The sequence below is a fragment of the Novosphingobium sp. THN1 genome, from assembly GCF_003454795.1.
Lineage (GTDB): Bacteria > Pseudomonadota > Alphaproteobacteria > Sphingomonadales > Sphingomonadaceae > Novosphingobium.
In genome coordinates this window covers 865,814-877,247 of record NZ_CP028347.1, presented here as the reverse complement: position 1 = coordinate 877,247, position 11,434 = coordinate 865,814, and the positions used below count along the sequence as shown (strand labels likewise).

Below are 11,434 nucleotides of genomic sequence, written 5' to 3'. Positions count from 1 at the left end.
GTTGCGGCCCGGCACGATCTCCCTCGATCCTGCCCGGGCTCGCTTGCGTCCCGGCCAGCCTCGTCCTCTCTGGTCCGCCGTGCAGGCGGACATGCGAAAAGGCCCGCCTCCGTGCGGGAATGCGCGGAAGCGGGCCGGTCCGGCAGCGCTGTTGTTCCCGTATGCTGGCGGTCAGGCGCTGAGGGCTGAAGGCTCCACCTGTTCGTGGCGGTCCGGATCGATGACAAAGCCGAACGCGCCGGGAGCGTATTCGCCGACCGGCACCCGGTAGTGTCGGACAGGCACTGCTCCGCGCGCACCGCCCATCGTCGCGACACAGTCGACCATTCCCGGATGGCTGTCCGACCGCACTGCCGAGATGACGATCCAGTTGGCCGCATGGACCTCGCGGAAACGGCGCTCGTCCTTGACGCGTGACTGGCCGGGGGCAAGCTCGATGTCGTGGATCGCCTCCCAGGCGTCCGGATAATAGGCGATCAGGCTTTCAGCCGCGATCCGTCGCTCCCGCGTAGTGAACAGGCGCGGGAAGGTGAAGGCTACCTTGGCCCAGTCGCAGTCCTCTTCGTACCAGCCATTGGCATGCCGCAGCAGCGGATGAACCGCGGCATTGCGTAGATCGTCGAGATGGAAGCCGCCATGCCCGGCGGTGGAGTGGCAACTGATCCCCTCACCATAGCGGCAGGATTGCTGGGCCGGACCCCACGGCGTCGACCGGCGTGGGATCATGGTCGGACGGGGAAGACCCCGCAATTCGCGGTGGTGCTCGGCAATCTCGGCAACGTGATCCCGGAATGCGGCCTCGTCGGCAACGATGCCGCACGAACCCCAGAAGTCCTCCTCGGTCCAGTCGGCCATCGTCTTCTTGAGCCGCCAGGCATTGGCGATGCGCAGGCCGGTCCGGACAGGAACTGCGATCCAGGAATGATCCTCTAGGCTTGCGGCGAGCAGACCTCCGGCGGTTCTGCCGAACACCGGTGCGGGATTTGTCCTGGGCGTCTTCACGCTGCCCTCCGTAGGGCGCCAAGTCCGCCCGTTTCGTCCGCTGCGGCAATGCTGAGGAAAGCGTTCGAATAGCGGTGGCGTGCCAGCCATTCGTGGGCTGAGGGCAGGTCTTCGGCCAGATGCTGAAGCTCGACCTTGCTGTTCCATTCGGTCAGGACCCGAACCATGCCGGGGCGCGGGCGCTCAAGGATGGCGAAGTCGAGCGGACAGGTGAGCTCGAAATGGCGGCTGACGGTGAGGATCGTCACGCCTTCGGAGCCGTATTCGCCGATCTTCAGCACGAACCCAGCGGACTGGAAGCTGCTGCCTATCAGGCGGCGCGGGTAGATGGCGACAAGCCGGCCAGCGCCGTTCCAGGTACGCCAGGCAGTCAGTTTGCGCCGGAAGCGCTCGGGCGGTCGGGGCTGGTCATTGGCAAAGCTTATCAGGCTGCCAAGCGGCGCGGTGTCGAAAAGGTCATGGGCATTCATCAGTCTGGTCCTGTGATCGGGGCGCTGCGGCGTCATCGCGCGCGCGCCGGAAAGGGGATGGGAAGTGGCCGGGACGCGAGCAGGCACATCCCGGCCCTCGGGGGTCACTCGGCCGCGATGGCCCACGCGTCGAAGCTGCCGTCTTCACCGTCCTCGGGCTCCCCGTCGCCGGTGAGGAAGGCTGGCAGGTCGTCACTCGCTGCGGTGCTGACTGCGCCAAGATCGACAAGATCGGCGATGCCCGGCGTGCGCAGCGGTTCGGGCAGCCATGCGCTGTCCTCGAGCAGGCGGGCTGCCTCGCGGGCCATGTCGCCTTTCTTGAGGTGATCGATCAGCGCTGCGGTCTCCTCGCCCCGGGCTTCGGCCACCGCAGCAAGAATGTGCGGCTTGGTCACCCGGCCGAGGTAGTTCTCGACGCCCGGCTTCCAGCCTGCGGCCACCATGTCGAGATCGACTGCGCGGGCGAGGACATGGGCATGCTCGATGCGTCGCGCCACCGTGTGGGCGGAAACCCTGCCATCGTAGCGGCTGGCCGGTTCCCACTGCGCATTGATGCCGAAAGCGGCGCAATGGGCGAACAGGGCTGCCTGGTCGGCGCCGGTCATGGACAGAAGAGCTGCCCATAGATCGATGTCGTGCTCGGGCAGTTTGGCCTTCCACTGGTCATGCCGCGCGATGATCGCGCGGGCGCTGACCGAATCCGCCATGCCCGGCGCCTGGTGCGGGAAGCCGGTGCGATGCACCGCCACGCCGAGACAGCTTTCCCGCGCTCCATGGTAGAACGTCTGGAGGACCATGGCATGGAGGACGACGGCAAAGGCCACGTCAGGGCGGTTCGCAACCGCATCCTGCAACGCCAGCGTGCGCTCGGCGGTCAGTTCGCAGACGAGCTTGTCGGGCAGCGGTTTGATGCTGCTCTCGTCTTCTTCGGGCTCGCCGGAAGGTTCGCTGCCCTGCGACGGTTCGCCGCCAAAGGGCCGATCGGCATCGACGCTTCCGGCATCGTGCCCATCTTCGCCGCCAGCATACCCGCCGTCATCCGGCATGTCCGAGTCAGGCTTCGGCTCATCCTCGGCGCGCACGAAGCCGCGTTCGACATGGAGCGATCCGTCGACATCGATGCTGATGAATACCCCAGCCATCGCCATGTCCTCGGGTGCAAATACCGGCGAGCGTTCCAGCAGCAGCGCCAGCTCCTGGTCGATCGCGGTCAGCCGCTGTTCGACCTCATCCGGGATCTCGGAGACACCCTCGTAGTCGTTCTCGATACCCGCAGCTTCGGCTTGCAAGGCTTCGACCCGGGCCTGTTCTTCCTGGGTGAGCTCGGCGGCCGTGCCGGTGATGACGCGCATGCCGTCGCGGTAACCCCAGGGAAAATCGACTGCCGCCGCCGCCCATTTCCACCCGTCAGCTTCGAGCTGTGCTGCTTCGGACTGCAAGCGTTCAGCGACCAGCTTGTCGAGGAGCTGCACGTCCTGCAGCCAGCCCCCGTGGTCATCCTCGAACAGGTCGCGCATGACGCTGCCGCCCGCAGTCACATAGGCCTCGAGCGTGACGAAGCGGACCCGCTTGTCGGAGGCGCGCACGGTATCTTCGGTCAGGCGCGAGCGGATATAGGCGGGCGAACGGTTGAAGCTGTGCGCCAGCATCTCCCAGACCTGCTCCTGCCGCTCGTGATCCTCGCAGACCGAGAAGGCCATCAGCTGATCGAGGGTCATGCCGTCATCGGCATAGATCGCATGCAGCATGGGCGAGACCGAGGCGAGCTTGAGCCGCTGGCGCACGACAGCCGGCGTCACCATGAAATGTGCGGCGATGTCCTCAAGCCCCAGGCCCTGATCGCTCAGCACCTGCATGGCGCGAAACTGGTCGAGGGGATGCAGCTGTTCGCGGTGGGTGTTTTCCGCCAGCGAATCTTCCTCTGCGGAAATGTCGCTGCCCTCGCGCACCACGCAGGGAACAGGCTGGGTCTTCGCCATGCGCTTCTGCTTGACCAGCAGTTCGAGCGCACGGAAGCGGCGACCGCCGGCGGGAACCTCAAACCGGCCGGTTTCTTGACCCGCGTCGTCGAGCTGCGGGCGGACATTGAGGCTCTGGAGCAGGGTGCGCCGGGCGATGTCCTCGGCCAGCGCCTCGATCGAGACGCCGGTCTTGATCCGCCGGACGTTGGCCTGGCTCAGGACCAGCTGGTTGAAGGGAATGTCGCGCGACTGCGACAGGACGATCTTGGAAGCGGCACTTGCCATGTCAGGTCTCCGGTGGCGGACCGCCGGGAGCCTCTCTCCCAGCCCCTGGCCCGTCACGAAGCCCCCGGCTTCCCTTTCCCTCTATGGGGCGGGCGCCGCCTGTCCGGGGACGGCGACGCCCTTGCCCTGATCCCGCCGTTAGCCCGCGCGGCGACCTCACGCCGCCCGCGCGAACTCGGGCGCCTCCTCTTCCCCCGTCCGAAAGCGAGGAGGAAGTCCGCCGCCTTCGAGGCGGCACTTGCGGCCCGCACGATGGCGCGATTGTCCTCGCGCAGGATCGCCAGCCACGAGCCAAGGTAGTCGGCATGGCGCACGCTGGGCTCGATCCCGAGCGCGGCGCAGACGAAAGCGCTCGTCATCTCGGCGCAGAGCTCCTCCCGGCCATATTCGGGTGAGCCGAAGCGGCCGGACTGATCGCGGGAGAGCCGGCTCGGATGACCCGTCCAGTGACCAAGCTCATGGAAGGCCGTGCGGTGCCAGTTGATCGGGTCAGGGAACGCATCGGGACGCGGGATCTGGATATAGTCGCGCGAGGGCACGTAGAAGGCCTCGCCGCCCATGATGCGGATATCGGCGCCGGTGGCGCGGATCAGGGCATCTGCCTCAGGCAGGATCAGTGACCGGTCGACCGGCGCGACCGGTGCGCTCAAGTCCTCGGGCAAGCCGTCGCACTGGTCGGTCGAAAAGACCGTGTAGCGCTTCAGGAACGGGATCGTGCCGGGCGTCCGGTCTTCCTCGCGGGCCCGTTCGCGCTCCTGCTGCGGGGTGTAGCGGTGAGCATAGACCACGGTCATGCCGCGCTCACCCTTGCGGACATTGCCGCCCAGTTCCAGCGCCTGGCGGAAGGTGAGGAAGCGATTGGTGGTGAAGCCGCGTTCGATCATCGCGCTCCACAGGATCAGGATGTTGATCCCGCTGTAGCGCGCCCGGGTGCTGGCATTGACCGGCAGGTCGAGCGCTGCAGCTGCTGAATCCCACGGCTGTACCCAGGGCACGCGGCCCTGCTCGAGCTGGGCGATGATCCGGTCAGTGATGTCCTGATAGAGGTCGGTCCGCTCAGGTGCGGAAGCGCGGCGTGCGCGGAAAGATGCCATGGCCTGTCTCCTCGGACGGACCGGCCAGGGGCCACTCCCTCTGGCTTCGGCACCGTCACGGCCGAAGCCGCCAGGCTCTCACTCTCCAACACTGTTGCCGCCAGTCGCGCGAGCGGCTAGCGAGATGCCCCAGACAGAAACGCGCACCCTGACAGAGGCGGGCAATAGCTTGCCAGATGCCTGGCAGACCGAGCGGCGGGGCCTGTCGGCGTTCGCAGGCTGCCGTTCCTGCCATTCCCGCCGAAGTAGAGTGCGCGCGGGGCCCGATAGGTGAAGTCGCCGCGCCCTCAGGAGCAGGTCCGGTAGGATGTGCGGGATAGAGCGCGCCACCAGCCCCGTTCCGAATCAAAGGGGCGTTGCGGGGTGTCCCCGCTTGAAAGGGTAGGCCGAGACAGCGCAGCGGCTCGGGCTCAGGGGAAGGCATTCCCCTTCCGGCAATTCCGGCAGCTGATCATGGTCGGCTCCGGCATCAGCGAACGCGCATCAAATCGTAGTTCTTCATCCGATGGGGGCGTTTCCGCCGCCAGGGCAACCCGCCTGCGGCCCATCATCGCCGAATTCTTTTGCCCGTTGTTCACTGCTTGTGATTATAGAGCGGACATGGACAGCGTGGATTATGGAATTGGGGCCTATACGGCACTCGAGGCCGCCCGGATGGTCGGGATGAGCCAATCCACGCTTCGTCGCTGGTTGCTGGGCTATCAGCATGACAGCAAGCCGGAACCCGCGCTCTGGCATCCCCAGTATGAGCCTGACGAAGACGGCGTCCTCCTGGGTTTCCGCGATCTGGTCGAGGCGCGGATCGTTTATGCACTACGCAAACAGCGTATTGGCCTTCCAACGATCAGAAAGTGCATTGAACGGGCCCGGGAGATTGTCGGCGACGAGCGACCCTTCTCGACCAAGGCCTTCAGGACCGATGGGAAGACAATCTTTCTCGAGATAACCCGGGATCTCGATGAACCGGAGTTCATCGATCTCAGGAAAAGCCAGGGCGTCTTCAAGCGGGTCGTGGAGCCGAGCCTCCAGGATCTTGATTTTGGCCCGGGCGGGGCTGAACGCTGGTGGCTGCTTCACGGCAAGAAAACCGTCGTTGCCGATCCCACCCGCTCCTTCGGCCAGCCGATATTGGCCGAATGCGGCATATCGACGGCCCGGATGGTCGAGGCTGTCGCTGCCGAAGGCTCAGTAGAGCAAGCAGCGCGGGTCTATGAAATCAAGCCGCGCCTCATTCGTGATGCAATCGCCTACGAGGCGAGCATCGGCAACCGAAAGGCGGCATGAAGCTGCTCGTCGACAACAATCTGCCACCAAGGCTCGGCAGGGGCCTTGGGGCGTTTTTCGACGGCATGCATACGGTCGTCCATATCAAGGACAAGTTCGGGACGGGCAGCCTCAAGGACGAGGAGTGGATCGAACTCCTTGGCCGGGAAGGACGCTGGTGCGTGCTGACTGCGGATCGCAACATCGCCAGAAAACGACCGTCCCGACATATATTCTCGCATGCAGGCCTGATTGGCTTCTTTCCGGCACCTGCCGTGGCCAAATGGCCAATGGAACGACAATGCGCCCGGGTACTGACCCTGTGGCCCAAGCTGGTCAGCATCTCCGAGACAGTTGCCAGCGGCTTTTATGAGATCAGCGCGACCGGTGACCGCCTGCGCGCGATGTGAATCGCCGACAGAGATGTCGCATTGAATTCGGTCAGGCCGGGAATTCCCTCCGACTCATCTGCCGCTGCACATAAACGAGATCGATCAGCGAGCCGGAAATTCATCCGCCTACGCTGCAACAGCCGAACTTACGCGCGGCCTTCCGGAAAATTGGAGACAATGTGGAGACAGAGGCTCCGCGGGAGACCTTTGTCTCCAGGCCAAGACCGGTTGGCCTTGGCTTCAAAACGTTGGTTTTCTGGGAGAAAACTGGAGCGGGCGAAGGGATTCGAACCCTCGACCCCAACCTTGGCAAGGTTGTGCTCTACCCCTGAGCTACGCCCGCTCGTGCGTTTCTGGCCGGTGGGAAGTGCCCCGTCCGGCTGGGGTGTGGGCGCCTCTAACGGTGACTCGGAAAGAGCGCAACACCAAAAATGCATGAGATGCGAAGTCTTTCGCAAAACCCCCGTTTCCCCTTGCCGAAGCGCGATGCGTTCCCACATTGTGCGGCACATCTGAAAACATCGACCGGAGACGCATCTTGGCCAGCATGGGGCTCAATCTCGACGAACAGAAGGCAGTGGACCGCTTCCGCAAGAACGTGGTTGAGCCGTCGATGACCAAGCTGGTGATTCTCGATTTCTGGGCCGAATGGTGCGGGCCGTGCAAGGCGCTGACGCCGGTGCTCGAAAAGGTCGCCGCCGAGTATGCCGACAAGGGCGTGATCCTCGCCAAGGTCAATGTCGACGAGGAACAGTTCATCGCCGCGCAGTTCCAGGTGCGCTCGATCCCCACGGTCTATGCGATGTTCCAGGGCCAGCCAGTGGCCGACCTGACGCCCGCACGCACCGAATCGCAGCTCAAGCAGTACCTCGACCAGATTCTCGCCAAGCTGCCGGTGCAGGGCGGTGAGCCGGAACAGGACGTCACCCCGCTGCTCGCGATGGGCGAGGAAGTGCTGGCCGAAGGCGATGGCGAGCGGGCAGCCAGCATCTTTGCCCAGATCGTCGAGATCGCACCCGACAATGCCCCGGCCCACGCCGGCCTCGTGCGCGCACTGATTGCCGCGGGCGAGAAGGACAAGGCGCAGGCCGTGCTCGATTCGCTTGACCCCAAGCTCGCCGCCGATCCGGCCCTGGCTCAGGCGCGCTCGGCGCTGGCACTGGCCGAGGATGCACCGGAAGAGGGCGAACTCGCGGCCTTGCGCGCTGCGGCGGCAGAACGCCCGGCCGACATGGACGCCCAGCTCGCCTTTGCCAACGGCCTCTATGCCGCCGGCCAGCGTGACGAGGCCGCGACCAAGCTCCTTGCCATGATCGCCGCCGACCGCGAATGGAACGAGGGCGCGGCCAAGGCTCGCCTGCTGCAAATCTTCGAGGCGATCGGGCTGGAAGATCCCTGGGTTGCGGCCACACGCCGCAAGCTCTCCACCGTGCTGTTCGGTTGACCGCGATGGGCGCGAGCGCAAACACGACGCGCCTGTCGATCTTCCCGCTGACGGGCGCGGTCCTTTATCCCGGCCTGCAGCTGCCGCTGCACATCTTTGAACCCCGCTATCGCGCCATGGTCAGCGATTCGCTGGCGCGCGACCGGCGTATCGCGATGATCCAGCCGCAATCGCCGGTCGAGGGCGCGACGCTGTTCAGCGTGGGCTGCGTCGGCAAGATCGCCGATGTCGAAGCGTTGGAGGACGGGCGGTTCAATCTCGTGCTCGAAGGCATCGCGCGCTTCCGCATGATCCGCGAACTCGACGTGACCACGCCGTTCCGCCAGATCGAGGCCGAACTGCTCACCGACGACATGGCCGAAGCGCTGAGCGCGGTCGAGCGCGCGTCGTTCGAACAGGAAGCCCGTCGCTTCGCCGATGCCCAGGGCTATGCGGTCGATTGGGACTCGGTCGGCCGACTGGACGACATGTCGCTGATCAACGGCGTCTCCCAGATCGCGCCGTTCGATGCCGCCGCCAAGCAGGCCCTGCTCGAAGCCGATACCCTCGCCGCCCGCTGCGAGCTGCTGGTCCAGCTCATGCAGTTCTTCGGCAAGCGCGACAGTGACGACGGCGGGCGGGTAACGCTTCAATGATAATCCTCCCCATTTTCACGAAGTGCAAATGGGGAGGTGGCAGCGCGTAGCGCTGACGGAGGGGTCTCTATCACTACCCCTCCACCACCAGCTTCGCTGGCGGTCCCCCTCCCCGCTTGTCCTGCGGAAAATCAGGGAGGATTCGTCTTAGAACTGCGCCTGAATTCCGTCGATCACGAACTGCGCCGCCAGGGCCGCCAGCAGCACGCCGAGCAGGCGGGTGATCACGGCCTCGACCTGCGATCCCAGCGCGCGGATCAGTGGCCGGGCTGCGACCAGCGCGATGAAGCTCAGCACCATCACCACGGCCAGCGCGCCGAGGATCACGGCAGTCTCATTGATCCCGTTGGCCCGCGCGGTCAGCAGCATGACCGAGGCGATCGAGCCGGGGCCGGCCAGCATCGGCATGGCCATCGGGAAGACCGAGACATCCTCCACCTGCGGCTGGGCCGTGCGCACCTTCTCGGCTCGCTCCTCACGCCGTTCGGTGCGCTTCTCGAACACCATGTCGAGCGCAATCAGGAACAGCATGATGCCCCCGGCAATGCGGAAGCTGTCGAGCTCGATGTGCAGAGCGCCCAGCAGGTCCTCCCCGAACAGCGCGAAGACCAGCAGGATGCCGGTGGCGATCAGGCAGGCACGCAGGGCCATGGAGAACGCCTGTTTCGCCGTCGCATTGGCAGTGAGGCCGGCGTAGATCGGCGCACAGCCGGGCGGGTCGATCACCACGAACAGCGTGACGAAGGCGGAGAGAAACAGCTGCCACATCGTCTCAGGCTCCGTTCGCTTTGAAGCTGCGTGCGATGACTTCCTGCATTGCGCCGTCCTTCCAGATCCACGCCGTGAAGCGGCGGCTGCCATCGGGCATCACGCTCGACCGCCACGCCAGGCTGCCGTCGCGCGATTGGCCGTCCTTGCTGTCGCCGCCGTCGGATGCCGGAATGGCTCCGGCAAGCGGACGCATGGGAGGAAGCTTGCTGTCCTCCTTGCGCTCGCGCTTGCTGCCGGGCTGCGGCGCAGGGTCGCTGGTTGGACGACGGCGGACCGGGCAATCGGCGACCTTGCCTTCGGCCCAGTCCACCTCACGCAAAGGCGAGGCGAGATTCTGCCCGTCATCGAGCACCCACTTCCAGTCGACCTTGCCCTTGAACTGGCGCTGCCACACGGTGACATATTCGCCGTCTCCGCCTGAGGGACCCTGCCATGCGCCATAGGTCAGCCCGGCGGTGCCATCGCAGCTGATCCACGCCAGGTGCGGCGCCCTCTTTACCGGCGCGGGCGGGTCCTTGCGGTCTTTAAGCAAGGTTTTGGCAAGCTTGCGCCCGCCCTCGAACATTTCGGCGGTCTCGTCGGCAGTCTCGCGGAAAGCAGTCCACTGGCCCTTTTCGCGGACAAGGCGGGCAAAGCCGATGTCCGCGGCGATCAGCGCCGAAGGATTGGCATAGGCGCGCTGCGGCCGGCCCGACCTTTGCGAATCAGCGGCAGGCTCCGACAACGAGGGGGCGGCGGCAAGCAGGAATGCGAGGGGTATCAGGCGCTTCATCGCATCAGCCTAGCCGATGCGCCGCAGCCTGCCCACCCCGCGCAGGGTTGATCAGATCGCGTCTGCGGCCAGTTCCAGCCCTTCGTTGCGATAGGCTGCAACGAGCGCGTTGCGCAGCAGCACGGCGATCGTCATCGGGCCGACGCCGCCGGGCACCGGCGTGATGGCCGAGGCAACTTCGGCGGCAGAAGCATAGTCCACGTCGCCCACAAGCTTCGTCTTGCCGGCTTCGGCGCCGGGCACCCGATTGATGCCCACGTCGATCACGGTTGCGCCCGGCTTGATCCAGTCGCCCTTGACCATCTCGGGACGCCCCACCGCAGCCACCACGATATCGGCCCGCTTCACCACTTCGGCGAGGTTCTTGGTGCGGCTGTGCGCCACGGTGACGGTGCAGCTTTCCGCGATCAGCAGTTGCGCCATCGGCTTGCCCACGATGTTGGACCGCCCGATCACCACTGCGTCGAGGCCGGAAAGGTCACCAAGCTTGTCCTTGAGCAGCATCAGGCAGCCCAGCGGCGTGCAGGGCACGAAGCCCGGCTGCCCCACGGCAAGGCGGCCGGCGTTGGTCACGTGAAAGCCGTCGACATCCTTGTCGGGATTGATCGCGGCGATGACCTTCTGCTCGTCGATGTGCTTGGGCAGCGGCAGCTGGACAAGGATGCCATCGACAGCGGGGTCGGCGTTGAGCTTCTCGACCATCGCCAGCAGATCGGCTTCCGAAGTCTCGGCGGGCAGCTTGTGCTCGAAGCTGTTCATGCCGGCCTCGATCGTGCTCTTGCCCTTGGAGCGCACATAGACTTGGCTTGCCGGGTCTTCGCCCACCAGCACTACGGCGAGGCCAGCCTTGCGCCCGGCCTGCGCTTCGAACGCAGCGGCAAGGTCACCCACGCGGGCGCGCAGGGTGGCGGCGAAGGCCTTTCCGTCGATCACGGCAGCAGTCATCGTCTATTATCCAGCGAGTTTGCGCTTCACATTCCGGCCGAGGAAGCGGCAATGCCGCTCAGCAGGATCGTCAGCAGGTTGAGGCCGATGATCAGCACCATCGGCGAGAAATCGAGCGCGCCAGTATCGGGCAGGATCTTGCGGATCGGCCGCAGCATCGGCTCAAGGATAGCGTTCAGCGCCTTCCACACCGCCGCAACCGCGTTGTTGTGCATGTTCACGACATTGAACGAGATGAGCAGGCTCAGTACGAACTGCACGATGACCACTACGACAAGGATGTTCACGAGGTAGTTGATCATGGCGATCAGCGTGTAGAGCAGCATCGGTGCATATCCTCGACGGCAGAGTGAGAGCGAGCCATGCTCCTAGCCGACCCTCTTGCCGGGCCACAAGTGCC

At 65.3% G+C, this 11,434-nt stretch carries 12 protein-coding genes and 1 tRNA gene; 4 read left to right on the top strand and 9 right to left on the bottom strand.

All coding sequences use genetic code 11. The annotated features are described in order from the left end of the window. Positions 1-171: 171 nt before the first annotated feature. From C7W88_RS04365 to C7W88_RS04350, 4 genes are all read right to left on the bottom strand, one after another. Complete coding sequence (locus C7W88_RS04365) at positions 172-1,002, bottom strand: hypothetical protein (RefSeq protein ID WP_118072624.1); 831 nt, start codon at positions 1,000-1,002, stop codon at positions 172-174. Further along, complete coding sequence (locus C7W88_RS04360; protein WP_162895894.1) at positions 999-1,472, bottom strand: hypothetical protein; 474 nt, start codon at positions 1,470-1,472, stop codon at positions 999-1,001. The genes C7W88_RS04365 and C7W88_RS04360 overlap by 4 nt, the downstream gene beginning before the upstream one ends. A gap of 104 nt (positions 1,473-1,576) precedes the next feature. Next, on the bottom strand, positions 1,577-3,718 hold the full coding sequence (locus C7W88_RS04355) for a ParB/RepB/Spo0J family partition protein (RefSeq protein WP_118072622.1): 2,142 nt from the start codon (positions 3,716-3,718) through the stop codon (positions 1,577-1,579). A gap of 53 nt (positions 3,719-3,771) precedes the next feature. Beyond that, positions 3,772-4,812 carry an ArdC family protein gene (locus C7W88_RS04350; protein WP_118072621.1) on the bottom strand — a complete coding sequence of 347 codons (1,041 nt, stop codon included), beginning with the start codon at positions 4,810-4,812 and terminating at the stop codon, positions 3,772-3,774. Between the two features lie 453 nt (positions 4,813-5,265). Here C7W88_RS04350 and C7W88_RS04345 point away from each other — a divergent pair, with 453 nt between their 5' ends. Next, positions 5,266-6,096, top strand: coding sequence for a hypothetical protein (locus C7W88_RS04345; protein WP_162895893.1), 831 nt, complete (start codon positions 5,266-5,268; stop codon positions 6,094-6,096). Beyond that, positions 6,093-6,485 carry a hypothetical protein gene (locus C7W88_RS04340; protein ID WP_118072619.1) on the top strand — a complete coding sequence of 131 codons (393 nt, stop codon included), beginning with the start codon at positions 6,093-6,095 and terminating at the stop codon, positions 6,483-6,485. Before C7W88_RS04345 ends, C7W88_RS04340 begins: the two co-directional genes overlap by 4 nt. 250 nt (positions 6,486-6,735) lie before the next feature. Here the strand turns inward: C7W88_RS04340 and C7W88_RS04335 are convergent. Then, a tRNA-Gly gene (locus C7W88_RS04335) sits at positions 6,736-6,810 on the bottom strand. Positions 6,811-7,014: 204 nt separating this feature from the next. Between C7W88_RS04335 and C7W88_RS04330 the strand changes: the two genes are divergently transcribed. Continuing rightward, positions 7,015-7,911 carry a tetratricopeptide repeat protein gene (locus tag C7W88_RS04330; protein ID WP_118072618.1) on the top strand — a complete coding sequence of 299 codons (897 nt, stop codon included), beginning with the start codon at positions 7,015-7,017 and terminating at the stop codon, positions 7,909-7,911. A gap of 5 nt (positions 7,912-7,916) precedes the next feature. Further along, complete coding sequence (locus C7W88_RS04325) at positions 7,917-8,546, top strand: LON peptidase substrate-binding domain-containing protein (RefSeq protein ID WP_118072617.1); 630 nt, start codon at positions 7,917-7,919, stop codon at positions 8,544-8,546. A gap of 147 nt (positions 8,547-8,693) precedes the next feature. Here the strand turns inward: C7W88_RS04325 and C7W88_RS04320 are convergent, their stop codons facing one another. The 4 genes from C7W88_RS04320 to C7W88_RS04305 are packed head-to-tail and all read right to left on the bottom strand — an operon-like array spanning position 8,694 to position 11,360. Continuing rightward, entirely contained in the window at positions 8,694-9,314 is a 621-nt protein-coding gene (locus C7W88_RS04320) for a MarC family protein (protein ID WP_118072616.1), read from the bottom strand. A gap of 4 nt (positions 9,315-9,318) precedes the next feature. After that, positions 9,319-10,089 (bottom strand): hypothetical protein, encoded by a 771-nt coding sequence (locus C7W88_RS04315; RefSeq protein ID WP_118072615.1) that lies wholly within the window; start codon positions 10,087-10,089, stop codon positions 9,319-9,321. 51 nt (positions 10,090-10,140) lie between these two features. Next, a complete protein-coding gene (folD, locus tag C7W88_RS04310) occupies positions 10,141-11,034 on the bottom strand; it encodes a bifunctional methylenetetrahydrofolate dehydrogenase/methenyltetrahydrofolate cyclohydrolase FolD (RefSeq protein WP_118072614.1) in 894 nt (297 codons plus the stop codon). A 26-nt stretch (positions 11,035-11,060) separates the two neighbouring features. Further along, on the bottom strand, positions 11,061-11,360 hold the full coding sequence (locus tag C7W88_RS04305) for a YggT family protein (protein ID WP_039332988.1): 300 nt from the start codon (positions 11,358-11,360) through the stop codon (positions 11,061-11,063). Between the last annotated feature and the right edge of the window lie 74 nt (positions 11,361-11,434).

Coding starts and splice junctions, on each gene's coding strand:
- C7W88_RS04350 (WP_118072621.1), bottom strand. CDS start 4,812: ATGGCATCTTTCCGCGCACGCCGCGCTTCCGCACCTGAGCGGACCGAC.
- C7W88_RS04330 (WP_118072618.1), top strand. CDS start 7,015: ATGGGGCTCAATCTCGACGAACAGAAGGCAGTGGACCGCTTCCGCAAG.
- C7W88_RS04320 (WP_118072616.1), bottom strand. CDS start 9,314: ATGTGGCAGCTGTTTCTCTCCGCCTTCGTCACGCTGTTCGTGGTGATC.
- C7W88_RS04340 (WP_118072619.1), top strand. CDS start 6,093: ATGAAGCTGCTCGTCGACAACAATCTGCCACCAAGGCTCGGCAGGGGC.
- C7W88_RS04315 (WP_118072615.1), bottom strand. CDS start 10,089: ATGAAGCGCCTGATACCCCTCGCATTCCTGCTTGCCGCCGCCCCCTCG.
- C7W88_RS04305 (WP_039332988.1), bottom strand. CDS start 11,360: ATGCTGCTCTACACGCTGATCGCCATGATCAACTACCTCGTGAACATC.
- C7W88_RS04355 (WP_118072622.1), bottom strand. CDS start 3,718: ATGGCAAGTGCCGCTTCCAAGATCGTCCTGTCGCAGTCGCGCGACATT.
- C7W88_RS04325 (WP_118072617.1), top strand. CDS start 7,917: ATGGGCGCGAGCGCAAACACGACGCGCCTGTCGATCTTCCCGCTGACG.
- C7W88_RS04360 (WP_162895894.1), bottom strand. CDS start 1,472: ATGAATGCCCATGACCTTTTCGACACCGCGCCGCTTGGCAGCCTGATA.
- C7W88_RS04345 (WP_162895893.1), top strand. CDS start 5,266: ATGGTCGGCTCCGGCATCAGCGAACGCGCATCAAATCGTAGTTCTTCA.
- folD (WP_118072614.1), bottom strand. CDS start 11,034: ATGACTGCTGCCGTGATCGACGGAAAGGCCTTCGCCGCCACCCTGCGC.